The organism is Acrocarpospora phusangensis (assembly GCF_016862995.1).
In the GTDB taxonomy this organism is placed as follows: domain Bacteria; phylum Actinomycetota; class Actinomycetes; order Streptosporangiales; family Streptosporangiaceae; genus Acrocarpospora; species Acrocarpospora phusangensis.
In genome coordinates this window covers 25887-48969 of record NZ_BOOA01000047.1, presented here as the reverse complement: position 1 = coordinate 48969, position 23083 = coordinate 25887, and the positions used below count along the sequence as shown (strand labels likewise).

The following is a 23083-nucleotide window of genomic DNA, read 5'->3' as shown; positions in this document are numbered from 1 at the left end:
AACCATCGCTGATGTCCGGAAAATGCTGCCGGGGCGTCGCGGAGGCCGTACCACGGATAACGGTGCGTGGGAATTGGTGCCGGAAGGTCCCGGATTCCGGGCGGTCGGCGCCGGTCTCCGGGGATAGATTCGGGGAAGCCGGGGTTTCGTCCTTCCGTGCGGTCATGCGGCTTTTTGAAGGGTTCACTTGTGGCCGTCTCATCCCATTTAGGTGCCGTGCTCCGCCTCCATTGTCGTTCTTTACTTGAGTAACACCAGTCACGTGTTTAACGGCAATAACCCAGGGCATCAAAGCCCTTGAGAGCTTCAATCCCCCCGTAAGTGAATGCGTGTTTTGTCGATTAGGGGATTGTCTATGTCTGTTATGGCATTGACTGGGCGGTGTCGGCGCACCGTCTCAGCGGTCAGACGGGCCATGGTGGCGGCCGTGGTCATGACACTGACGCTCTGCGCGGCTTTCGTGCTGCCCTTCGCGGCGGCCTCCCATGCGTACGCGCAGCAGCGGCCGGCCCAGCAGATAGACGTCTCCAGCGGCATAAACGGCGTCAGTGAAATACGCGGTGTCGGCGAGATGCGCGGGGTCCTGGTCATGACTCCGCACCGCTCGCACCGGGTGAACCTGCGAACGTCGGTGTGGACCACCACGACACGCGGGGCGCCCGATCAGAATCGCCCAGATCCAGCCTTCATGGGCGTCAAACTGACCGACCTCACCAAGCTCCACACCTGGTATGCCAGCGTGCGCAATCCCGGTCAGGCCTCCAACATGGCCGTCTCGGCCCTGGCCGGCCCGGCGGGCGCGCCGCAGATCCGGCAGCGCGGTCAGCACGGTCACGAGACCGCGCACCTGGCGGCGTTCACGGTTCCCGGAGCACGCGGCCCGCCCACCGGATCAGCTGGGCACCACCACACTGATCATGATTGATTTGCAGTTTCTCCAGCCGAGACCACGCTGACCGAATGCCGCGATCACAGGTGTCACGCGGCGTCAGGCGGGGTCCTTCGGCGGTTCGTACAGGCGGAAGACGCGGACCATGGTGGGGCGCAGGCGATCCCAATCGTCGGCCATCGTGGTCCAGGTGAGCACGCTCGTGGTGGTACCGGTGGAGATGACCCGCCGGTACTGGTGGTAGGAGACGCCCTTGACCAGGTGTGTGTCGGTGGAGGTCTTCCGCTGCAGCCAGGCGAACTCCCAGTCGGCGGCGGTGCCGTGTTTCGACGCCACCGTGCGCAGCCGTACCTTGTCGTAGTTCTTCACGTTCGGATACAGGAACGCCTCAGCCTCGTGCAGCGCCGCCAGCGGGTCGGTGCCGCTCTGGTTGGTGACTTCCACGTTCAACTGGGCCCGGCCGTCCGGGTCGAGCCACCAGAGCGAATACTGCGTTTCCTCCAGGCGCCATTTCCGGGGCACGGCCGCGCGCCACCCGGCGGGCGCCTCGTACCAGGCCAGTTTGAGCCGCGGCGCCGCGACCGGGCTGGGCGAAGGCGAGGGTGTGACGGCTGACGCCGCGCTCGGCGTCGGGCTGGACGAGTACGCGCTGAGCGTCTCGGTCACCCCCGGCTGCGGCCGCATCAGCGCCCACCCGCCGACCGCGCCCGCCAGCACCACCGACGCCGCGCCCAACGCGATCAACCGGCCACGGCCCCGCCGCGGCTTGGCCTCCGGCACCGGTGGCGGCGGCTCCAGCTCCGCCAGCATGCGGTCCGCCACGTCCGGCGGCAACCGCCGTTTCGGGTCCCGCGCCAGCAGGCCGGTGAGCAGCGGCTTCAACTCCGCGGGCACGGCGGACAGGTCCGGGCCGCCCATCGCCTGCCCGGGTTTCGCGCTCGGCCACACCGCCGCGGGCGGCCGTCCGGTGACGGCCAGATACAGGCTCGCCCCCAGCGACCACAGGTCGGAGGCGTCCCGCGCGCCCTCCCCGCCGGAGCGCTCCGGCGCCAGGAACGCACCCACACCCCGGGTCGCGCTGGCCGCTTCCCCATGCGCGGGGGAACGTTCCCCCGCACGCCCGGCGAAGGCCGGATCGTCGGCCAGGACGCTCACCCCGAAGTCGGCTAACAGCACCCGCCCGTCGTGCCCGACCAGGATGTTGGCCGGGCGTACGTCACCGTGCCGGAAGCCGGCGGCGTGCGCGGCGGTGAGCGCGGCGAGGATCTGCCGCATGATGGCGGCCGCGCGCTCCGGGCTGAGCACGCCGTCGCTGGCCACGATCCCGTCCAGCGACCGGGACCGTACCAATTCCATGATGATCCAGGGGGTGCCCTCGTCCTCGGCGACGTCGTAGACGGCGGCCACGTTCGGGTGCCTGAGCCGTTCGGCGTGGCGGGCCTCCCGGGTGACGCGCTGGGCGAGGGCCAGGCGGCGGCTCTCCCTGAGCCCGGACGGGAGCAGCACCTCCCTGATCGCGATCGGGCGGTCGAGGAGGGTGTCGTGGCCCTCCCAGACGATGCCGGTGCTGCCCTGGCCGAGTGCCCGTACCAGCCGATATCGCTTCACGATCAGCTGACCCGGAGTTCCCATCACGCCTGCCTCTGCACACGGCGAATACCACTGGATGGGGAGTCTTCCATAACTAGAGGGGCGTAAGGGACCTACCGCGCAGTCCGTCACATCAGCGTGATAGGTCGGGCAAGGAGCCCCCTGCGACGTGCGCGAGCGTGATCTCCGCGAGCAGGTGGTTCTGATGCTCGCGCAGCGCTCCCAGCACCTTTTCCAGCGGTTCCGACACCCCGGGGAAACGGTCGTTCTCCTGGGTGACGCCCTCGATGACCAGGATGATGTCGGCCAGGCTGATCTCCGCCGCCGGGCGGGCCAGCCAGTAGCCGCCGTCCGGCCCGCGCTGGCTGTTGATCAGCCCGGCCCGGCGCAGCTGGAGCAGGATGTTGTCGAGGAACCGGCGCGGGATGTGCTGCGCGGCGGAGATGCGTTCCGCCGGGACCGGGGCGCCGGGCGCGGCGGCGAGTTCCACCGCCGCGCGCAGCGCGTACTGGGTGCGTGCCGACAGGCGCAGCACCTGCCGTCAGCCGATCCGCTGGTCCAGGCCCCACCGCTGGCGCAGGGCGCTGTCCGCCACCCCGAACAGCACGTCCACCAGCACACCGATGATCAGGATCACGATCATGGTGGCCAGCAGGCGGGCCGAGTCGGCCAGCTCACGCGCGTAGTGCAGCTGCTCGCCCAGCGAGGGCTGGTTGGCGATGATCACCAAGATCTCGCCCGCCATCAGCGACCGCCAGGCGAACGCCCAGCCCTGCTTGAGCCCGGCCAGGAACGACGGCAGCGAGGCCGGCAGGATCAGGTGCCGGTAGAGGGCGATCCGGCGCAGGCCGAGCACGTGCCCGGCGCGCAGCAGGATCGGCGGGGTGTAGTCGACTCCGGTGATCAGGCCGTTCGCGATGGACGGCGCGGCGCCCAGCACCACCACGAACGTGATGGCGCTCTCGTTCAGGCCGAACAGCAGGATGGCCAGCGGGAACCAGGCGATCGACGGCATCGTCTGCAGGCCGGTGATCAGCGAGCCGAACGCGGCCCGCAGCAGCCGGATCCGGGACACCGCGGCCCCGATCACCACACCGACCAGGATGGACAGGGCGAACCCGCTCAGCCCGCGGCGCATGGTGGTCGCGATCGCGTGCCAGAACTCGGCCGTGCCCAGGCGGTTCGCCAGCTCCTCCAGCGCGGTGAAGGGGCCGGCGAAGACGTACTCCGGCCAGAAGCCGGCCAGCACCACGCCTTCCCAGATGGCCAGCACGATGCCGACCGCGATCAGCATCGGCCAGATCCGGCCCCACAGCAGGGCCGCGACGCCGCGCTTCCGCTTGACCTGGATCTCCAGCGCGTCCAGACCCGCGATCTGCTCGTTCAGCCGGTTGGGCGCCTCAACGGCCATGGCGGCGCACCTCCTCCTTGAGCCGCTCAGTGATCGTGCCCGCCAGCTCGGCCACGTCCGCCGACTCCGTACGGCGCGGGCGCGCCAGCCGTACCGGATAGTCCTCGATGACCTGTCCGGGGCGGCTGGACAGCAGCACCACCCGATCCCCGAGCCGTACGGCCTCGCGGACGTTGTGGGTGACGAACAGGACGGCCAGGTTGCGCTCCCGCCAGATGCGTTCGAGCTCGTCGTGGAGCAGGTCGCGGGTCATCGCGTCGAGGGCGCCGAACGGCTCGTCCATCAGGAGCAGGTCGGCCTCCTGGGCGAGGGCGCGGGCGAGGGAGACCCGCTGGCGCATACCGCCGGAGAGTTCGTGGGGGCGCTTCTTGGCGAAGCCGCCCAGGTGCACGACGTCCAGAAGTTCGGCGGCCCGGGCACGCCGGGCCCTGCGGTCCAGTCCCTGGACGCGCAGGGCGAGTTCGATGTTGCCGGAGACGGTGAGCCACGGGAACAGCGCGGGCTCCTGGAACATCATCGCGATCTTGCGTTCGCCGGTGTCGATGTCGCCGGTGGTGGGGCGGTCGAGGCCGGCGACCAGGTTGAGCAGGGTGCTCTTGCCGCAGCCGGACGCGCCCAGTAAACAGACGAAGTCGCCCTGCACGGCGTCCAGGGACACCTTGTCGAGGGCGAGCAGGCTGTTGGCGCCCCGGCCGTACACCTTGGAGACGGCGTCCAGCCGGACGGCGGGGCGCTGCCCATCCGTCCGGCCGGATCCGAGCTCCTGAGCAGGAGCTGTCACTTGTCGCTCACCGCCGTCTCTCCCTTGGCGGCCAGGACCCCGTTGAGGACGGTCAGGTCGTAGATGCCGTTCAGGTCCACCGGCTGGAGCAGGCCGACCTTGATGGCGTGGTCGGCGCTGCCGACCAGGGAGGAGGCGATCGGGTCGTTGGTGAACTCGATGTTCTTGAACGCGGCGTCCAGGACCTCGGGCTTGATCGGCTTGCCGGTCAGCGCCTCCAGCTGCTTGTTGACCGCGGCCGCGGCTCCCGCCGGGTCGGACTTGATGAACGCGGTGGACTCGACGTGGCCCTCGATCAGCTTCTTGACCAGGTCAGGGTGCTCCTTCGCCCACTCCTGCCGGACGATCAGGTGGGTGATGACGAACTGCTTGTTGGGCCACAGGTCCCGCTCGTCGATCAGGACCTTGCCGCCGCTCTCCTGGATGAGGCGGCTGGCGAACGGCTCCGGCACCCACGCGGCGTCGATGTCGCCGGTGGCGAAGGTCTGCAGGGTCAGCGAGTTCTCCTGCGGCACGATGGACACCTCGCCGCCGCCCTTGGTGTCGGTCTTGATGCCCTTCTCGTCGAGGTAGTAGCGGAGCGCCACGTCCTGGGTGTTGCCCAGCTGCGGCGTCGCGACCTTCTTGCCCTTGAGGTCCTCGATCGTGTTGATCTCCGGCTTGACCACCAGGTAGACACCGCCGGACGCGGCCCCCGCGACGATCTTGATGGCCTGGCCCTTGGACTTCTCCCAGGCGTTGATCGCCGGGTTCGGGCCGATGTACGTGGCGTCGATGGCGCCCGAGAAGACCGCCTCGATCGCCGCGGGCCCCGCGTTGAAGGTGCTGGTCTTGAGCGTGACGTTGCTGCCGAGCGCCTTGGTGAAGAAGCCCTTCTCGACCCCCACCAGCGCGGTCGAGTGCGTGATGTTCGGGAAGAACCCGAGCCGCACCTCCCCCGCCGCGGCCGGCGCCTCGCTCCCGGCCCCGGTCGTCGTCCCAGCGGAGCCCCCGCCCCCGCCGCAGGCGGCCGCGAGCGCGGTAACCGCCACTGCGACCAACGCGGCCGCCACTCCGCGAACCCTGCGAGCATCCATGCGCTTCTCCCTGATTCCTACTTAATAAGTCGGGTTATCAGTATTTAAAGCGATCCCCACATTCCCGTCAAGTTCAGTAGGTATTCGTTACCGTGCCGTGAGAGATCGTCACGCCGCGATCGGCTCACTACGTCACGTAGCTGCACGTATTGTGTCGGTGAGCATGTCGAAAGCGGGTGACTGTCTGCCGGTGTCTTGGCCGGTGGCTGACCGGACGAGCCGAAGGCGAGGGCGCGTGGGTGTCGTTTACGACGACCGGATCCACTCCTACGATCACGGGCCCTACACGATTACCGATCTCGATCGGATGCCTCCGGACGTGCGATACGAGCTCGTCGATGGATGGATCCTGACGTCCCACCGGCCCAGCGCTCGCCGTGATCATGTGGCTAGCGCCATGCGCTCCCTCTTCGAGCGGGCAGTGGCCGATGTCGACCTCTCCATCCACGGCCCTTTCAGTGTCTTCACCGGCGCGGGCATCCGAGTCCCCGACATCGGCATCGTCGACGGGGCGGCCGCGCGGCTTTCCGTCCAGCGTGGGGAGCGAGCCCATCAGGGACTGGACGTGCGGCTGGTCGTGGAGGTCGTTTCTCGCGGCAGCGGGAGCGAGCGCACCGCCCGGTACGAGAAGCCGGACGAGTACGCCGCCAGCGGGATCGCGCACTACTGGATCGTGGATCTGGAACCCACGGTCAACATCACCTGCCACAGCCTCGTGCCCGGCTCCCGCGTGTATCGCCGGGTTGGTCGGGTCTTCGCCGGAAGCGTGTTCAAGGTCGACGACCCCCTGCCGATCGAGTTCGACCCCGGAATCCTGCTCGACCTTCCCTGACTCAGCCGCAGGTGGTGTCGAGGGAGACCGTGTCGGCGGGTGGGGTGAGGCCGAGGTCGCGTTTGGTGGGGAGTTCGCGGTGGAGTGGGGCGGTGAGGGCCTCTTTGACTTTGGACTGGATGAAGGGCCAGTCGGGGGTGGCGGTGTTGATGAGTGGGGGGACGAACTGGAGGCTGCGGATCTGCGCGAGTTTGACCTTGGCGGCGAGGGTCATGAGGGGTGGCAGGAGGGTCTGGGGGATGTCGGTGGAGATGTAGCGTTTGGCGACCGTGGCGAGCTGGTCGAAGCCGCGGAGGACGACGAGCGGGTTGGCCTGTTTGGCGACGGCGTTGAGCAGGCACTTCTGGCGGCCCATGCGGACGTAGTCGTCGCTGTCGGTGCGGGAGCGGCCGAACCAGAGGGCCTCCTCGCCGGTGAGCCTGCGGGTGCCGGCCCGGACCAGCCCTTCGCGGTACGTGCCGTAGACGATGTCCTCCTTGACGGTCACGGTGATGCCGCCGATGGCGTCGATGAGCTGGGCGAAGCCCTTCATGTCGACCATCGCGTAGTAGTCGATGTCCAGGCCGAGGATGCCGCCCACGGTGGCCTTCAGCAGGGTGCTGCCGCGCTTGCCGTCGGGCACGCCGGGGACGATGGACGGGTGGTCCTCGCCCCACTGGTAGACCTCGTTGAGCAGGCCGGGTGAGTCGCCGCCGCCGGTGAAGCCGTCCGGGAAGGCGGTCCTGGCGGGGCCCTCGGGCAGCGGGACGTTCTGCAGGTTGCGCGGCAAGCTGAACAGGTAGGTCTGGCCGGTCCTGGTGTCGACGCTGGCGACGGTCATGCTGTCGGTGCGCGCCCCGGGACGGTTCTTGGCGGCGTCCGCGCCGATCAGCAGGATGTTGACGCGCGGCTTGGTGGACAGGTAGCTCACGTGCCCGCGCTCGTCGCCGGGCGGGAAGCCGGACTTTTCCGCGGCCGAGAACACCGTGGTGACCAGGTCGTTCGACACGTACGCGACGCGACCGGCGTACGCCAGGGGCGCCGCCACCACCAGGCACATCGCGCCCACCAGGGTGCCCGCGAACACGCGCCGCCGCCCGCCCAGCCGCGGAGGCCGGACCAGCCGGTAGGACCACATGATGACCAGGGCCCAGGCCACGGCGATCCCCACGGTGAGCACGACGGTGGCGGTGAGCCAGCCGGGCCGTACGAGCAGGGCGAAGGCGGCGGTGCGGAAGCTGGTCACGATGGCGATGCCGGTCGCCAGCAGGAGGGTGTAGACGCCGGCGAGGATCAGGCCGGTCTTGGTACGGCCCGCCCACAGGTGGGCGATGCCCCAGAGCAGCGCGGAACTCAGGGTCAGGCCCAGGGCTCGCCCCAGGCTCCTGTTTTCGCGCATCCGTGCTCCAAGTCAGCTATGCCCCTCTATGCCCTCAGGCCGGGGCTAGTAACAGGCTAGTTGGCTGGTCAGAGCATCGGATGATCAAGCGCACGTGTCGTGGGTGGCGTCGAAACTGTCGATGTCGTCCAGTGTTTTCGGGGGTTTCAGGCCCTGCCAGTCGGCCCCCAGGACCAGAACCAGGCGCGGCGTCGTGCCCGATTCGATGCGGAATGTTGTCGTTTGCGTGATTTCGCGATAGAGGCGCGGCGCGCGGGTCAGGCCCGCCGGGGTGTACTTGATCACGGTCTTCGGGGCGACCTTGGGCGCCTGCTCGACCCGGACGATGTGGTAGCCGCGCTGCTCCAGGTTGGCGGCGGCGACGCTGCCCAGGCTGCTCCGGCCGGAGGCGTTCCGCACGATGACGTGGATCTGGGACTTGGGGATCTTCTGCTCGCCGGTGGCCAGGTCGCTGGCGACCTGGTCGGAGGCGACCATCTTGAACAGGCGCTCGGCCTGGGGCTGCACCCACTCGACCCGGCCGGGGCTGGTCAGCGAGTACCGCCAGGGCGTGGTGACGAAGCGGATCTGGCCGGCCGTGATGCCCTTCGCGCTCAGCGCCAGGTCCTTCATGACGCCGACGGACAGGTCGGGGTCGGTGGTGATCGAACGGGTGACCGCGTCGAGGAAGTCGAAGAGCTGGGCGGGATCGGTCAGGGTCTCCCCGCTCATCGCCTTCTTGGCCATCGCGGCCAGGAACATCTGCTGGCGCTGGATGCGCCCGATGTCGGAGCCGTCGCCGAGGCTGTACCGGGCCCGGACGTAGCCGAGGGACTGCTCGCCGGTCAGCACGTGACGGCCCGCGCTCAGCGTCAGCAGGGCCTTGCGGTCGGCGATGCCGGGCGGCGGCACACAGACCGGTACGCCCCCGAGCGCGTTCACCATCTCCTTGAAACCGGTGAAGTCCACCTTCACGAAGTGGTCGATCCGGATGCCGGTGAGGTTCTCGATGGTCTTCCAGGTGCAGCCGATGCCACCCGAGTTGAACGATTCGTTGATCATGCCCACGTGCGCGCGCTGGCCCGCGAAGCCGGCCCTGGCCGGGCAGGCGGGAAGCTGGACCAGCGAGTCCCGCGGGAAGCTGATCAGCAGGGCGCCGTCCCGCTTCGGGGAGACGTGGGCGAGGATGATCGTGTCGGTGCGCTCGCCGCCGAACTTGCCGTAGCGGGCGTTGGCGCCGTCCCGCTTGTCGGAGCCGACGAGCAGCACGTTCACCGCCTCGTTGACGATCTTCACAGGGCGGTCGGCGCCGAGGTCCTGGGGGGCGACCCGCTCGTGCGTGACGTTGCCGGTGAGCTTGACGTACGACGTGGTCAGGAAGATGCCCGTGCCGGCCAGCACACCCAGGGCGCCGGCCAGGAACGACCACACCCACGCCCGCCACTTGGGCACCGGGCGCACGTCAACAGCACTCACGTGCTCACTCCTGCAGGGGGGTTCGGCGAGAACGGCGGAAAGTGTAGCGAGCGATCCTGAACGTCAGATTTCAGGCCACACATCCACCACAACATGAGATGCCGAAATTTCGCGAAAAGTTGTGGTTCGTTCTTGTGTGCGGCCGCGCTCTCAGGGCCGGCGGCGGTGCCCCCTCCGGGGGTCGGCCAGGCGGCCCGAGGGAGCGAAGCACTCGAAGCACGTGGCCATCAGGCCCGGAACGGGTCAGCCGGGCGGCCGAGGGGCGAGGCTAGGCCGGGAGGGCGAGGCTAGGCCGGGGGAGGGAGGCTAGGCCGGGGGCGGGCCGGTGCTGCCCCGGGGGTTCAGCCGGGCGGCCTGGTCCTCCAGGGCCGTCACCGAGGTCCCATCGATCAACGCCAGCAACAACTGCGCGGCATGCGCCCCGTACGCCGGGATGTCCCGGCTCAGCGCGGTCAGCGGCGGCCGGACCACCTGCGACAGCGGCGAATCGTCCCACGCCACGATGGACAGGTCGGCCGGCACGCTCAGCAGCATCTCCTGCGCCACCGACAGCCCGGCCACCGCCATGATGTCGTTGTCGTACACGATCGCGGTCGGCCGGTGCGGCGCGGAGAGCAGCCGCCGGGTGGCCCGTGCCCCCTCCTCGCCCGTGTAGTCGGTGTGCACGGTCACGCACAGGTCGAGCCCGGCCCCCGCCTCGCTGAACGCCCGATCTCTTATCGCGGTGTGCACCAGTTTGGGCAGCCCGGCCACCCGCGCGATCCGCCGGTGCCCGAGCGCGACCAGGTATTCCACGGTCTCCCGTACGGCCGCCTCCTCGTCGGACCAGACCGATACCAGCGACCCGGACTCGGACGGGTGCCCGATCACCACGGCCGGCATGTCCAGCGCCTCCAGCGCGGGAATGCGCGGATCGTCCATGTGCAGGTCGACCACGATCGCGCCGTCGATGCGCCCTTCGCCCCACCAGCGGTGGTAGACCGCCGTCTCCGCCTCGTGGTCCCGGACCACCTGGAGCATCAGCGCGCAGGAGCGGGCGGACAGCTCCCCCTCCAGCCCGCTGATCAGTTCCATGAAGAACGGCTCCATGCCGAGGATGCGCGCCGGGCGGCAGAGCGCGAGCCCGACGGCGTTGGCCCGCGCGCCGTTGAGCGCCCGCGCGGCGCTGTTCGGCCGCCAGCCGATCTCGTCGGCGATCGCCAGGATCCGGGCCCGGGTGGTCTCCGAGACCCCCGGCTGTCCGTTCAACGCATACGAAACCGCGCCCTTCGACACCCCCGCCTGTCGTGCGATGTCCGCGATGGTCGGTCTTCTCACTGTCCACCTGACGTCTACTGAACCGGTCTAGTTGCTGCCCGAACAGGGCACACCTTACTACGTCAACTGACTCAAATGTCTCGGTGCCATCACACCTCATAACGCACCTATTGACACCCCCGACATCCAGATTTTACGGTCACGGTACTTATCCGGTTCAGCCACCCGTACGACGGGAAAGGAGTCGAGACGCGGAGGCTGTTCGGGGCCGGGAGCATGTTGTTTGCAAGTGTGGGAGCGCTCCCACGTACGGTCCAGGGGAGGCGAAGGCACCGCCTCTCACGGTCGATCCATCGGGGATTAGGCCTGCTGATGTACGGACCTCCACGCGGGTGACCCGCGAGGAGGAAGGAGACAAACGATGCGAAACCGAACTCGGTTTCTGATCCCGTTCGTGGCGGTCGGCTTAGTGACGGCCGCCTGTTCGAGCGGGGGCACGACGCCATCGACGCAAGGTTCCGCCCCCGCGCCGAGCGCGGCGGCCCCCGCCGACTCCAAGTCGTTCCCCCGGAACGAGACGCTCTACTCCAGCGGCACGATGTGGGGCCCGCCGGCGAACTGGAACCCGCTCCGCGAGTGGGACTCGGCCACCGGCACCAAGGGCCTGCTGTACGAGACGCTCTTCCTCTACGACGCGGCCACCGACAAGTTCCAGCCGTGGCTGGCCGAGAGCGGTGAGTGGACGGGCGACAAGGAGTACACGCTCAAGCTCCGCTCCGGCATCACCTGGTCGGACGGCAAGCCGCTGACCGCCGACGACGTCAAGTTCACCTTCGAACTCGGCAAGATCGAGACGGTTCCGTACCACAACATCTGGACGTTCCTGGACTCGGCCGAGGTCGTCGACCCGCAGACGGTCAAGTTCACCTTCAAGGAGGCCCGCTACCAGCAGTGGGCCAACCACGTCTACCAGCGCGCGATCGTGCCCAAGCACCTGTGGGAGTCGGTCAAGCCCGAAGAGGTCGTGGACTACGCCAACGAGAACCCGGTCGGCACCGGGCCGTACAAGTACCACAGCCATGACCAGGACCGGCAGGCGTGGGTGAAGCGGGACGACTGGTGGGGGATCAAGGCCCTCGGCAAGGACGTCAAGCCCAAGTACATCGTGGACATTGTGAACTCCAGCAACGAGGTCGCGATGGGTCTGCTGCTCCAGAAGGGCCTGGACCTCAGCAACAACTTCCTGCCCGGCGTGGCGAACCTGGTCCGCGGCAACTTCGGCGTCTCGACCTACTACGCGGACGCGCCGTACATGCTCTCGGCCAACACCGCGTGGCTGGTGCTGAACACGAAGAAGAAGCCGATGGACGACCCCGCCTTCCGTAAGGCCATGGCCTACTCGGTGGACACCAAGCGGATCGTCGAGAACGTGTACGGCAACCTGGTCAAGCCGGCCGACCCCACCGGCATGCTGCCCCAGTGGGACAAGTACGTCGACAAGACTGTGACCGGCTCCATGGGCTTCGCCTACGACCCCGAGAAGTCCAAGCAGCTGCTGGCCGACGCCGGCTACAAGGACACCGACGGCGACGGCCTCATCAACAACAAGGACGGCTCGAAGATCGACCTGAAGATCATCGTGCCGACCGGCTGGACCGACTGGATGGAGTCCATCCGCGTCATCTCCACCAGCGCCAAGGAAGTCGGGATCAGCCTGACCCCCGAGTTCCCCGACTACAACGCCCTGGTCGAGGCCCGCAGCACCGGCAAGTTCGACATGCTCATCAACAACGAGCGCCAGCTGTCGAACACGCCCGAGCGGTACTACGACTACATCTTCAACCTGCCGGTCCAGAAGCTCCAGAACACCGTGAACTTCGGCCGGTACGAGAACAAGGAAGCGTGGGACCTGGTCGGCAAGCTCGACGCCACCAAGACCGACGACGTCGAGGGCATGAAGGCCATCACCTCCCAGCTGCAGAAGATCCAGCTGGAGGACATGCCGGTCATCCCGCTCTGGTACAACGGCCTCTGGTCGCAGGTCAGCAACTCGGTCTGGAAGAACTGGCCGAGCGACGCGGCGAACACGCCGAAGAACCCGCCCACCATGTGGCGTAACTGGCTCGAACTCGGCGGCGTGCTCGTGCTGACCGAACTGCAGCCGGCCGGCGCGTAGCCACCAGGAATGGAATCGAGGATCGGGCGGGCCTGAGGAGGCCCGCCCGCATCCCCCGCCTGGTCAGGCTGGGGGACCAATCCCCCGGAGGATGGTTTGCGACAATATTTCGGCCGGAAGCTGCTCATCTACGGACTGACGTTCTTCGTCGCGGTCACCGTGAACTGGATGATCCCGCGGTTCATGCCGGGGGATCCGGTGGCGAGCATGGTCGCCAGGGCGCGGATCTCCGACCCGGAGGCCGTGGCGGCGATGCAGCAGTACTACAGCAATCTCTTCGGCTTCGATCAGCCGATCCTGGCCCAGTACTTCAACTTCTGGGGCGCGCTGTTCGCCGGGAACTTCGGCATCAGCATCTGGGCGTATCCGCTGCCGGTGTCCGAGGTGATCATGGACGCGGTCCCGTACTCGCTGGGGTTGCTGATCCCGTCCATTCTGCTCAGCTGGTTCGTCGGGAACTGGGCGGGTGCGCTCGCGGCCCGGCGCAAGATCCTCGACAACACGGTGCTCCCGGTCGGATACGTGCTGACCGCGATGCCGTACATGTGGATCGCGATCCTGCTCTGCTGGGGGTTCGGGGTCGTCTTCCAGGTGTTGCCGGTGGCCGGAGGCTACAGCTTCGCGTTGCAGCCGGATCTCTCGTGGGAGTTCGTCTGGAGCCTGTTCCAGCACTGGCTGCTGCCGTTCGTCTCGCTGTTCCTGGTGGCGCTCGGCGGCTGGGCGATCGGGATGCGGAACATGATCATCTATGAGCTGGAAGCCGACTACTCCAACTATCTGGCCGCGCTCGGCGCGCCACACCGGCTCATCCGGCGGTACGCCTTCCGCAACGCCGTCCTGCCGCAGATCACCGGACTGGCCCTGCAGCTGGGCGTGCTGGTGGCCGGCGCGCTGGTCACCGAGATCGTGTTCTCCTATCCCGGCCTCGGCAGCCTGATCCTCAAGGCCATCCAGAACCAGGACTTCTTCCTCCTCCAGGGCACCTTCCTGTTCATCGTCCTGGGTGTGCTGATCGCCAACTTCGTGATCGATGTCGTGTACGTGATCGTCGACCCGCGGACGCGGGCGGGAATGGCAGGGGCGACCACATGACCACCACTGACCCGATCACCGCGATCACCGCGCCGGACCCGGACACACCGCCGATCAGCAATCGTCGCGAGGCCCTCTACTTCGCCGTACGGAACGGGAAACTTCTCGTCGGCGTGGGCATCGTCACGATATTTCTCCTCATCGGGATCGTCGGGCCGTTCCTGGTGAAAAGCCCGCCCATGGAATACGTCGGCCAGCCCATGATGCCGCCGGACGGCGAGTACTGGCTCGGCACCACCACGTTCGGCCAGGACGTGCTGGCCCAGTTCGTCTACGGCGTGCGCAGCGCCTTCGTGGTCGGCGTGCTCGCCGGCGGCCTGGCCGCGCTCATCGGCATGGTGATCGGGTTCGTGGCCGGCTACCGGGGCGGCCTGGTCGACGAGATCCTCAACATGCTCACCAACGTGGTCCTGGTCATCCCGACCCTGGCCGTGCTGCTGATCATCAACGCCTACCTGGGCGTCCGCAGCGTCGGCATGCAGTCCCTGTTCATCGGCCTCACCTCCTGGCCCTGGGTGGCCAGGGCGATCAGAGCGCAGACGTTCTCGCTGCGGAGCCGCGACTTCGTGGACCTGGCGCGGCTGAGCGGGGTGCGCACCGGCCGGATCATCCTGCGGGAGATCGCGCCGAACATGAGCTCCTACCTGTTCATGACCTTCATCCTGCTGTTCGGCAGCTCGATCCTGATCGCCTCCTCTCTCGACTTCATCGGCCTCGGCCCGACCGACGGCGTGTCGCTCGGAGTCATGCTCAACCACGCCAACCAATGGAGCGCGCTCCCGCTGGGTCTGTGGTGGTGGTTCATCCCGCCCGGCGTCGCGATCACCGCCATCGTGGGCGCGCTCTACGTCGCGAACGTCGGCCTCGACGAGGTGTTCAACCCCAAGCTGAGGGAGCTCTAATGACCCTGAGTGTGCAGGACCTGAGGGTCTACTACCGCACGCTGCGCGGCGAGGTGAAGGCCCTCGACGGAGTCAGCTTCGACGTGGCCGACGGCGAGATCCTCGGCCTGGCCGGCGAGTCCGGCTGCGGCAAGACCACGCTGGGCAAGTCGCTGATCCGGATGGACGGCCGGATGAAGCACGTCGGCGGCCGGGTCGAGCTGGACGGCGAGAACCTGCCGATCGGCGACACGGTCAAGATGAACCCGTTCCGGTTCACCGAGGTGTCGATCATCCCGCAGTACTCGATGAGCGCGATGAACCCGACCCGCAAGATCGGCCGGATGGTCCGCGAACTGCTCGACTCGCGCGGCGTCACGGTGGACCTGGACGAGCTGCACCGCCGGCTCGACCTGGTGGAACTCAACCGGGACGTGCTGGGCAAGTATCCGCTGGAGCTGTCCGGCGGGATGAAGCAGCGCATGGTGATGGTCATCTCCACGCTGCTCAACCCGTCCCTGCTGATCGCCGACGAGATCACCTCGGCCCTGGACGTCTCCACCCAGAAGGCCGTGGTCACCACGCTGAAGGGCTTCCGCGAGCTGGGCTTCGTGAAGAGCATGATCTTCATCACCCACGACATCTCGCTGACCAACCAGCTGGCCGACACGATCATGGTGATGTACGCGGGCAAGCTCGCCGAGAAGGCGCCCGCGGACGCGATCGTGAACCGGTCGCGGCATCCGTACACGCAGTTGCTCATCTCCTCGCTGCCCGAGGTGGGCGTGCGGTACGCGGAGAAGAAGCTGACCGGCATTCCCGGCAATCCGCCGTCGCTGCTCAACCCGCCGGTGGGTTGCCGGTTCCAGGATCGTTGCCCGCTCGCCTTCGACAAGTGCCGGGAGGAACCGCCGGCCGTCGAGGTCGAGAAGGATCACTTCGTCGCGTGCTGGAAGGCATGATGCTGAAACTCCAGGAAGTCTCGAAGGTCTTCAGGGTCGGCGCCTTCGGCGGCAAGACCATGACGGCCGTGGACGAGGTCAGCTTCGAGGTCGGCCGCGGCGAGGTCGTCTCGCTGATCGGGGAGAGCGGCAGCGGCAAGAGCACCATCGGCAAGATGGTGCTCCGGCTCATGTCGGCCAACGGCGGCTCGATCACCTTCGACGGCGACGACATCTCGAAGCTGGACAAGCGCGCCTACTACCGCAAGGTCCAGGGCGTCTTCCAGGACCCGTTCAGCTCCTACAACCCGATCTTCAAGGCCGACCGCGTGTTCAGCATGATCAAGGAGGTCTACTTCCCCAAGGAGGCCGACCGGGTCTGGCGCGACAAGGTGGCCTCCGCGCTCAACGACGTCCGGCTCGACGCCGGGCAGGTGCTCAACAAGTTCCCCCACCAGCTCAGCGGCGGCCAGCTGCAACGCCTGCTGATCGCCCGCGCGCTCCTGCTGGACATCGACTTCCTGGTGGCCGACGAGATCACCAGCATGCTCGACGCGTCCACCCGGATCGACGTGCTCAACCTGCTGGCCGACCTCAAGCTGCGCGGCCTCGGTGTGCTGTTCATCACGCATGACCTGGCACTCGGCAACTACATCAGCGAACGTACGGTGGTGCTGCACCAGGGACGGATCGTCGAGTACGGGCCGACCGCGAAGGTGTTCGAGACGCCGGAGCACTCCTACACCAGGAAACTCCTCGCCTCGGTACCGCAACTGCACCGCAAGTGGGAGGGCGTGTGATCACGACGTTGCACGAAGGCTGGACCGTCACGGCGGTCTCCTCGACCGGGCAGTCCCGCCCGGTCGTGGCGGGACTGCCGGCGACCGTGCCCGGATGCGTGCACACCGACCTGTTGACGGCCGGGGTCATCGCCGACCCCTATCTGGACGACAACGAGGTCAGGCTGACCTGGATCGGCAGGACCGGCTGGTCGTACGAGACGGCCTTCGTCTGGGAGGGGACCGAGGACGACCGGGCCGACCTGGTCTGCGAGGGCCTGGACACGGTGGCCACGGTGCTCCTCAACGGCGTGCAGCTCGGGCAGACGGCCAACCAGCATCGTTCGTACCGGTTTCCGGCCAAGCATCTGCTGGTGGAGGGCCGGAACACGCTGAAGATCCTCTTTGAGGCGCCGTACACGTACGCGGAGCGGCAGCGGGCCGCGCTGGGGGACCGGCCGGGGGCGTACGGGCAGCCGTACCAGTTCATCCGGAAGATGGCGTGCAACTTCGGCTGGGACTGGGGCCCGACCGTGGTCACCTCGGGCATCTGGCGGCCCATCTACCTGCACACCTGGAGCGCCGCCCGGCTGGCCGAGGTGCGCCCGCTGGTCACCGTGGCCGACGGCGTGGGCGAGGTCGAGGTGCACGTCACCGCCGACCGCGCCAGCCAGGTCCCGCTCACCCTGACCGCCACCGTCGCCGGTGTCGTCGAGCAGGTACGGCTCGCGCCCGGCGAACGCACCGCCGTCCTCAGGCTGACCGTCCAGGACCCCGACCTGTGGTGGCCGCGCGGCTACGGCGACCAGCCGCTCTACCCGCTGACCGTGCGGCTCGGCGACGGCGTGTCGACCGACGTGTGGACCAAGGAGATCGGCTTCCGCACGGTCGAGCTGGACCGGGAGGCCTTCCGGATCGTCGTCAACGGCGTACCGGTCTTCATGAAGGGCTTCAACTGGATCCCCGACGACTGCTTCCCCAACCGGGTGACCCGGGAGCGGCTGGCGCAGCGTTTCGAGCAGGCGATCGGGACCGGGGCCAACACGCTGCGGGTGTGGGGCGGCGGGCTGTACGAGAGCGAGGACTTCTACGCCCTGGCCGACGCGCTCGGCATCCTGGTCTGGCAGGACTTCCCGTTCGCCTGCGCGGCCTACCCGGAGGAGGGCGCGTTCAGGTTCGAGGTGGAGGCCGAGGCGCGGCAGCACGTGACCCGGCTGGCCAGCCATCCGAGCCTGGTGCTGTGGTGCGGCAACAACGAGAACCTGGAGGGGTACGCGGACTGGGGCTGGCAGGAGAAGCTCCAGGCGCGCAGCTGGGGTTCCGGGTTCTACTACGAGCTGCTGCCCCGGGTGGTGCGGGAGCTCGACCCGACGCGGCCGTACTGGCCGGGCAGTCCGTACGCGGGGTCGCCCGAGCTGCCACCGAACGATCCGGCGCACGGCTCCACCCACATCTGGACGGTGTGGAACCGGGAGGACTACACGTTCTACGCCACGTACCAGCCGAGGTTCGTGGCGGAGTTCGGGTTCCAGGGGCCGCCGACGTACGCGACGCTGCGCCGGTCGGTCAGCGACGAGCCGCTGACGCCCTCCTCCAAGGGCGTGATGCACCACCAGAAGGCGGTGGACGGCAACGGCAAGCTGCTGCGCGGCCTGGGCGACCACCTGCCGGAGCCGGGGACCTTCGACGACTGGCACTACTACACCCAGCTCAACCAGGCCCGCGCGATGATGTTCGGGGTGGAGCGCTTCCGGGCGCTCGCGCCGTACTGCATGGGCACGATCGTCTGGCAGCTCAACGACTGCTGGCCGGTGACCTCCTGGGCCGCCGTCGACGGCGACGCCCGCCGCAAACCCCTCTGGTACGGCATGCGCCGCGCCTTCGCCGACCGCCTGCTGACCTTCCAGGACGCCTCCGTCGGGGCGGCGCACGGCGTGGCCGGGGACGTCGCCGTGCTCGCGGTGGTCAACGACACGGGCGAGCCGTGGGCAGGGGAACTCGCGGTGGTCCGGCAGTCGATCGCCGGGGAACCGCTGGCCAAGCAGGAGTTCCCGGTCACCGTGCCCCCGCGCGGCACGCTCGCCGTTCCGCTGCCGGCCTCGCTGGGCGCCGCCGACCCGGCCCGCGAGCTCCTGATCGCCACCCTGGGCGACGCCCGCGCGCTGCATTTCTTCACCGAGGACCCGGCGACCGACTTCCCGCCGGCCGAGTTCGAGGCGACCACCGAGCCGACCGGCGACGGCGTGCGCGTCTCCATCACCGCCCGGACCGTCCTGCGTGAGCTGGCCATCTTCCCCGACCGGCTGGACCCGGAGGCCACGGTGGACGACCAGCTCGTGACCCTGCTGCCCGGCGAGACGGCCACCTTCCAGGTGACCGGGGACGTGGATCCGGACGCGCTGCTGGCCTACCCGGTGCTGCGGTGCGTGAACGAGGCCCAGCTGTGATGCCGTAAGTCCGATATGGGATGGTTCCGACAAAGTTTTCTTACTGAGGGGCGGAACATGACGGTTTTGGCGATCGATATCGGAGGGACCAAGTTCGCGGCGGCCATGGTGGAGCCCTCCGGGACGATCACCGCCCGGCTGGAGCTGCCGGTCGGCCCGGACGCCACCGCCACCCTGGCCGAACTGGTCGGCCGGATCGCGGTGCCCGGCCTGACCAGCGAGTCCGGGCTGACCGGCGTGGGCATCGGCTCGGCCGGGCCGCTGGACGTGCTGGCGGGCACGGTCAGCCCGGTCAACATCCCGGGCTGGCGGGACTTCCCGCTGGTCAAAACGGTGAGCGAGCTGCTGCCCGAACTGCCGGTACGGCTGGCGGGCGACGCGCAGTGCATGGCGCTGGGCGAGTGGTGGCAGGGCTCGTACGGGGTGCGGGCGTCGGACGCGGGGCCGTACAAGACCTTGCTGGGGATCGTGGTGTCCACGGGGATCGGCGGGGGTGTGGTCGTGGACGGTGCGCCCTACCTCGGCCCCACCGGAAATGCCGGACATATCGGTCACATCAGTGTGGATCGGGATGGCGAGGTCTGCCCGTGCGGGGCCATCGGCTGCGTCGAGACCATCGCCAGCGGGCCGAGCATGGTGCGCTGGGCGCTCGACAACGGCTGGCGGCGCGCGGTGGAGCCGTCCTTCTGGGCCGGCCGCCAGGTGGACGCGCGCGCCCTCGCCACCGACGCCAAACGCGGCATCCCGGTGGCCACCCTCGCCTTCCAGCGGGCCGCGGACGCGCTCGGCACCGCCATTCTCACGGCCGGCGCGCTCTTTGACGTAGACAACGTTGTCATCGGTGGTGGCGTGGCCGCGGCGGGGGCGACCCTGATGGTCCCGCTCCGGCAGGCCATCGCACGCCAGGCCGGCATGGACTTCCTCCACCGCCTGCGCGTGGACGCCACCTCCCTCGGCCGCGACGCCGGCCTGTACGGCGCGGCGGCCCTCGTTCTCGGGGACCAACCATCCTGAAGGAGCATCCGTGAGATTGACCGCCATCCTGACCATGGCGTTATCGGCGGCACTGATCGCCACCCCGGCATCCGCGACGTCCACCACGCACCACGACGATTTCGTGAAACGCCAGGGCGCCAAACTCACCCTGAACGGGAAGCAGTTCCACGTCTCAGGCTCGAACAACTACTACCTGATGTACAAATCGCAGGCCATGACCGACGACGTGCTCAACGACGCGGCCGCCGCCAAGTTCAACGTCATCCGCACCTGGGGCTGGCTCGACATCGGCAACCAGGACGGCAGCAACTCGGTCGCCGGCAAGGCGGACGGCGTCTACTTCCAGTACTGGAACGGCACCCGCCCCGCCTACAACGACGGCGCCGACGGCCTGCAGCGCCTGGACTACGTGCTCTACCGGGCCCGCCAGGCGAAGATCAAGCTGATCATCCCGTTCACCAACAACTGGGCGGACTTCGGTGGCATCGACCAGTACGTGCGCTGGGCCGGCCTGGACAACCACGACGACTTCTACACCGACCCCACCATCCGCGGCTGGTACAAGGACTGGATCGACCACGTCCTCAACCGCACCAACACCCTGACCGGGATCAAGTACAAGGACGACCCCACGGTCATGATGTGGGAGCTCGGCAACGAGCCGCGCTGCAAGGGCTCCGGCCTCTACCCGCAGTCGGCCACCTGCACCCCGCAGACCCTCACCACCTGGGCCGACGAGATGACCAGGTTCATCAAGTCCAAGGACGCCAGGCACCTGGTCGGCGTCGGCGACGAGGGCTTCCGCTGCACCGACCCGGCCAGCTCGGACTGGACGATCAACTGCGGCGAGGGCGTCGACAACACCGCCCTGGCCAAGCTGCCCGCCGTGGACGTGATGTCCTTCCACCTCTACCCCGACCACTGGGGCAAGGACGCCGCCTGGGGCACCGAGTGGATCAAGAGCCACATCAGGACCGCGCGCCAGATCGGCAAGCCGTCCGTGCTCGGCGAGTTCGGCTGGCGCGACAAGGCCACCCGCAACGTCGTGTTCCAGCAGTGGACCGAGGCCGTGCGCTCCTCCGGCGGGACCGGCTGGCTCTACTGGATCCTGTCCGGCATCCAGGACGACAACTCGCTCTACCCGGACTACGACGGCTTCACGGTCTACTGCCCGTCGCCCGTCTGCCAGACGCTCACCAACGCCGGCACCGAGCTGGCGGACGGGCAGCGCTCGCTGCCTCCGGTGGCCGACCACGACACGGTCACCGTCGACTTCGGCACCGGCGCGACGCTGGACGTGGCAGCCAACGACATCGCGTACCGTACGCAGGTGAAGGCGAGCACCATCGATCTGGACCCGGCCGTGCCCGGGCGGCAGACCAGCTTCGGGAACTTCACGCTGGCCGCCGGCAAGGTCTCCTACACCCCGCCGGCCGAGTTCGCCGGGCGCGCCTTCGCGCACTACACGATCAAGGACGCGGCCGGCCGTACCTCCAACGTGGCCGACATCACGGTCGTGGTGAAGCCGGACCCGACCGGCGCGATCAAGCTGTTCTCGTTCGAGGACGGCGTCCAAGGCTGGGCTCCGGGCAACTGGCAGACCGACGCGGGCACCGTCGAGCAGACCTCGGCGTACGCGACCGACGGGGTCTCCGGCCTGCGGATCAACTCCACCGGCGGCGCGTGGTTCGGGGCGCCCTTCACCGAGCCGGTGAACCTGGCGAACAAGTCGCAGTTCAAGTGGGACCTGAAGACCGGGCCCGCGGGCACGTCGGTCGCGGTGGCCCTGCAGTTCGGGCCACAATTCACCTGGTGCCAATCCAACTTCACCTGGGCGAACCAGGACAGCGTCGTGCCCGTGGAGATCGACCTGACCACGGACATGTCCTGTTCACTGGAGGATCTCGCTGATGTGCGGGGAATGTTCCTGTGGATTAGCCCAGGTTCGTTTGACATTGACAACATAAGAGCTGAATAGCCGCTTACCGAAGGACGCCACGTGGATCTGCTGACCAACCCGATCAAGGACTACGCCTGGGGCTCTCGCACGGCGATCGCCGCGCTGACCGGGCGGTCCGCGGCTGGTCCCGAGGCGGAGATGTGGCTCGGCGCGCATCCCTCCGGCCCGTCGCTGCTCCAGCGCGACGGGTCGGAGCGGGCGCTGACCGCCGTCATCGCCGCCGATCCCGTGGCCGAGCTCGGAGCCGGGGTGATCGAGCGGTTCGGGGAGCGGCTGCCGTACCTGCTGAAGCTGATCGCGGTGGATCGGGCGCTGTCCATGCAGGTGCACCCGTCGCTGGAGCAGGCCGCGGAAGGCTTCGTGCGGGGGGACCACAACTACAGCGATCCGTGGCCCAAGCCGGAGATGATCTGCGCGCTCACCCCGTTCTCCGCCCTCGCCGGGTTCCGCCCGCCCGCCGAGGCCGCCGAGCTGGTGCGCGCCCTCGGCCTGCCGGCCCTCGCGCCGGTCGCCGACGCGCTCGCCGCCGGGGACGTGCTCGCCGCGCTGCGCGTCCTGCTCGGCTGGCCGTCCGCCGGCCGCGCCGGCCTGGTCCGGGACGTGGTACGGACGGCGGGGAACCCCCTGGTCACCCGGCTGGCGGAGCAGTACCCGGACGACCCCGCCGTGCTGGCGCCGCTGCTCATGCGCCACCACGAGCTGGCCCCCGGCGACGCCCTCTACCTGGGCGCCGGCGTGCTCCACTGCTACCTGGACGGGTTCGGGGTGGAGATCATGGGCAGCTCGGACAACGTGCTGCGGGCTGGGCTGACCCCCAAGCCCATCGACATCGAGGAGCTGCTGCGCGTCACCGACCCGGCCGCCCAGCCCACGCTCATCGACCCGGTGGCCGACGTCTACCTGACGCCGTCCCCGGAGTTCCAGCTCCGCCGCTTCACGCCCGGGGAGAGCTACCGCGTTCCCGGCGGGAGCCCACGCATCCTGGTCTGCGTGGAGGGCGTGGTGCGCGTCAGGAACGAGGAGGGCGACGAGGTCAAGCTGGGCGCGGCCGACTCGCTGTTCGCGGCGGCGGGCGAAGGGCAGCTGGAACTGTCCGGCAGCGGCATGGTGTTTTGCGCGGAACCCCGCCTGTGACGAAGCTG

At 68.5% G+C, this 23083-nt stretch carries 19 protein-coding genes; 11 read left to right on the top strand and 8 right to left on the bottom strand.

Annotation, left to right across the window (positions count from 1 at the left end; all coding sequences use genetic code 11):
• Positions 1–427 precede the first annotated feature (427 nt).
• The gene (locus Aph01nite_RS25975) at positions 428–925 is read left to right on the top strand and encodes a hypothetical protein (RefSeq protein WP_204043603.1); all 498 of its coding nucleotides are present in this window, start codon (positions 428–430) and stop codon (positions 923–925) included.
• A 63-nt stretch (positions 926–988) separates the two neighbouring features.
• On the opposite strand, the gene Aph01nite_RS25970 is transcribed toward Aph01nite_RS25975, so the two are convergent.
• The 5 genes from Aph01nite_RS25970 to Aph01nite_RS25950 all read right to left on the bottom strand — a co-directional run bounded on the left by Aph01nite_RS25970 (position 989) and on the right by Aph01nite_RS25950 (position 5747).
• Positions 989–2521, bottom strand: coding sequence for a serine/threonine-protein kinase (locus Aph01nite_RS25970; protein ID WP_204043602.1), 1533 nt, complete (start codon positions 2519–2521; stop codon positions 989–991).
• Positions 2522–2612: 91 nt separating this feature from the next.
• On the bottom strand, positions 2613–3011 hold the full coding sequence (locus Aph01nite_RS25965) for an RrF2 family transcriptional regulator (RefSeq protein WP_204043632.1): 399 nt from the start codon (positions 3009–3011) through the stop codon (positions 2613–2615).
• A gap of 9 nt (positions 3012–3020) precedes the next feature.
• Positions 3021–3890 carry an ABC transporter permease gene (locus Aph01nite_RS25960; protein WP_204043601.1) on the bottom strand — a complete coding sequence of 290 codons (870 nt, stop codon included), beginning with the start codon at positions 3888–3890 and terminating at the stop codon, positions 3021–3023.
• Complete coding sequence (locus Aph01nite_RS25955) at positions 3880–4671, bottom strand: ABC transporter ATP-binding protein (protein WP_204043600.1); 792 nt, start codon at positions 4669–4671, stop codon at positions 3880–3882. Before Aph01nite_RS25955 ends, Aph01nite_RS25960 begins: the two co-directional genes overlap by 11 nt.
• Positions 4668–5747, bottom strand: a complete 1080-nt coding sequence (locus Aph01nite_RS25950) for an aliphatic sulfonate ABC transporter substrate-binding protein (protein WP_204043599.1) — start codon at positions 5745–5747, stop codon at positions 4668–4670. Before Aph01nite_RS25950 ends, Aph01nite_RS25955 begins: the two co-directional genes overlap by 4 nt.
• Before the next feature lie 163 nt (positions 5748–5910).
• On the opposite strand from Aph01nite_RS25950, the gene Aph01nite_RS25945 reads away from it, so the two are divergent.
• Positions 5911–6579 carry a Uma2 family endonuclease gene (locus Aph01nite_RS25945; RefSeq protein WP_307836802.1) on the top strand — a complete coding sequence of 223 codons (669 nt, stop codon included), beginning with the start codon at positions 5911–5913 and terminating at the stop codon, positions 6577–6579.
• A 1-nt stretch (position 6580) separates the two neighbouring features.
• On the opposite strand, the gene Aph01nite_RS25940 is transcribed toward Aph01nite_RS25945, so the two are convergent.
• The 3 genes from Aph01nite_RS25940 to Aph01nite_RS25930 all read right to left on the bottom strand — a co-directional run bounded on the left by Aph01nite_RS25940 (position 6581) and on the right by Aph01nite_RS25930 (position 10729).
• Entirely contained in the window at positions 6581–7957 is a 1377-nt protein-coding gene (locus Aph01nite_RS25940) for an LCP family protein (protein WP_239161979.1), read from the bottom strand.
• A gap of 84 nt (positions 7958–8041) precedes the next feature.
• On the bottom strand, positions 8042–9412 hold the full coding sequence (locus Aph01nite_RS25935; RefSeq protein ID WP_204043597.1) for an LCP family protein: 1371 nt from the start codon (positions 9410–9412) through the stop codon (positions 8042–8044).
• A 306-nt stretch (positions 9413–9718) separates the two neighbouring features.
• Positions 9719–10729 carry a LacI family DNA-binding transcriptional regulator gene (locus Aph01nite_RS25930; RefSeq protein WP_204043596.1) on the bottom strand — a complete coding sequence of 337 codons (1011 nt, stop codon included), beginning with the start codon at positions 10727–10729 and terminating at the stop codon, positions 9719–9721.
• A gap of 361 nt (positions 10730–11090) precedes the next feature.
• Between Aph01nite_RS25930 and Aph01nite_RS25925 the strand changes: the two genes are divergently transcribed.
• From Aph01nite_RS25925 to manA, 9 genes are all read left to right on the top strand, one after another.
• Positions 11091–12845 (top strand): ABC transporter substrate-binding protein, encoded by a 1755-nt coding sequence (locus Aph01nite_RS25925; protein ID WP_204043595.1) that lies wholly within the window; start codon positions 11091–11093, stop codon positions 12843–12845.
• 96 nt (positions 12846–12941) lie between these two features.
• Positions 12942–13937 carry an ABC transporter permease gene (locus Aph01nite_RS25920; RefSeq protein WP_204043594.1) on the top strand — a complete coding sequence of 332 codons (996 nt, stop codon included), beginning with the start codon at positions 12942–12944 and terminating at the stop codon, positions 13935–13937.
• Positions 13934–14839 (top strand): ABC transporter permease, encoded by a 906-nt coding sequence (locus Aph01nite_RS25915; RefSeq protein ID WP_204043593.1) that lies wholly within the window; start codon positions 13934–13936, stop codon positions 14837–14839. Before Aph01nite_RS25920 ends, Aph01nite_RS25915 begins: the two co-directional genes overlap by 4 nt.
• Positions 14839–15780, top strand: a complete 942-nt coding sequence (locus Aph01nite_RS25910) for an ABC transporter ATP-binding protein (RefSeq protein ID WP_204043592.1) — start codon at positions 14839–14841, stop codon at positions 15778–15780. The genes Aph01nite_RS25915 and Aph01nite_RS25910 overlap by 1 nt, the downstream gene beginning before the upstream one ends.
• On the top strand, positions 15780–16559 hold the full coding sequence (locus tag Aph01nite_RS25905) for an ABC transporter ATP-binding protein (RefSeq protein ID WP_204043629.1): 780 nt from the start codon (positions 15780–15782) through the stop codon (positions 16557–16559). The genes Aph01nite_RS25910 and Aph01nite_RS25905 overlap by 1 nt, the downstream gene beginning before the upstream one ends.
• Positions 16556–18985, top strand: coding sequence for a glycoside hydrolase family 2 protein (locus Aph01nite_RS25900; RefSeq protein ID WP_307836801.1), 2430 nt, complete (start codon positions 16556–16558; stop codon positions 18983–18985). The genes Aph01nite_RS25905 and Aph01nite_RS25900 overlap by 4 nt, the downstream gene beginning before the upstream one ends.
• A gap of 57 nt (positions 18986–19042) precedes the next feature.
• Positions 19043–19999 carry an ROK family protein gene (locus Aph01nite_RS25895; protein WP_204043591.1) on the top strand — a complete coding sequence of 319 codons (957 nt, stop codon included), beginning with the start codon at positions 19043–19045 and terminating at the stop codon, positions 19997–19999.
• Between the two features lie 10 nt (positions 20000–20009).
• Entirely contained in the window at positions 20010–21959 is a 1950-nt protein-coding gene (locus Aph01nite_RS25890; protein ID WP_204043590.1) for a glycoside hydrolase 5 family protein, read from the top strand.
• A 21-nt stretch (positions 21960–21980) separates the two neighbouring features.
• Positions 21981–23075 carry a mannose-6-phosphate isomerase, class I gene (manA, locus tag Aph01nite_RS25885; RefSeq protein ID WP_204043589.1) on the top strand — a complete coding sequence of 365 codons (1095 nt, stop codon included), beginning with the start codon at positions 21981–21983 and terminating at the stop codon, positions 23073–23075.
• The last annotated feature ends 8 nt before the right edge of the window (positions 23076–23083 follow it).

What these genes read in the sequence shown, in the direction of transcription:
- Aph01nite_RS25970 (WP_204043602.1), bottom strand. Translation starts at nt 2,521, where the DNA reads ATGGGAACTCCGGGTCAGCTGATCGTGAAGCGATATCGGCTGGTACGG.
- Aph01nite_RS25960 (WP_204043601.1), bottom strand. Translation starts at nt 3,890, where the DNA reads ATGGCCGTTGAGGCGCCCAACCGGCTGAACGAGCAGATCGCGGGTCTG.
- Aph01nite_RS25950 (WP_204043599.1), bottom strand. Translation starts at nt 5,747, where the DNA reads ATGGATGCTCGCAGGGTTCGCGGAGTGGCGGCCGCGTTGGTCGCAGTG.
- Aph01nite_RS25945 (WP_307836802.1), top strand. Translation starts at nt 5,911, where the DNA reads ATGTCGAAAGCGGGTGACTGTCTGCCGGTGTCTTGGCCGGTGGCTGAC.
- Aph01nite_RS25940 (WP_239161979.1), bottom strand. Translation starts at nt 7,957, where the DNA reads ATGCGCGAAAACAGGAGCCTGGGGCGAGCCCTGGGCCTGACCCTGAGT.
- Aph01nite_RS25925 (WP_204043595.1), top strand. Translation starts at nt 11,091, where the DNA reads ATGCGAAACCGAACTCGGTTTCTGATCCCGTTCGTGGCGGTCGGCTTA.
- Aph01nite_RS25915 (WP_204043593.1), top strand. Translation starts at nt 13,934, where the DNA reads ATGACCACCACTGACCCGATCACCGCGATCACCGCGCCGGACCCGGAC.
- Aph01nite_RS25910 (WP_204043592.1), top strand. Translation starts at nt 14,839, where the DNA reads ATGACCCTGAGTGTGCAGGACCTGAGGGTCTACTACCGCACGCTGCGC.
- Aph01nite_RS25905 (WP_204043629.1), top strand. Translation starts at nt 15,780, where the DNA reads ATGCTGAAACTCCAGGAAGTCTCGAAGGTCTTCAGGGTCGGCGCCTTC.
- Aph01nite_RS25895 (WP_204043591.1), top strand. Translation starts at nt 19,043, where the DNA reads ATGACGGTTTTGGCGATCGATATCGGAGGGACCAAGTTCGCGGCGGCC.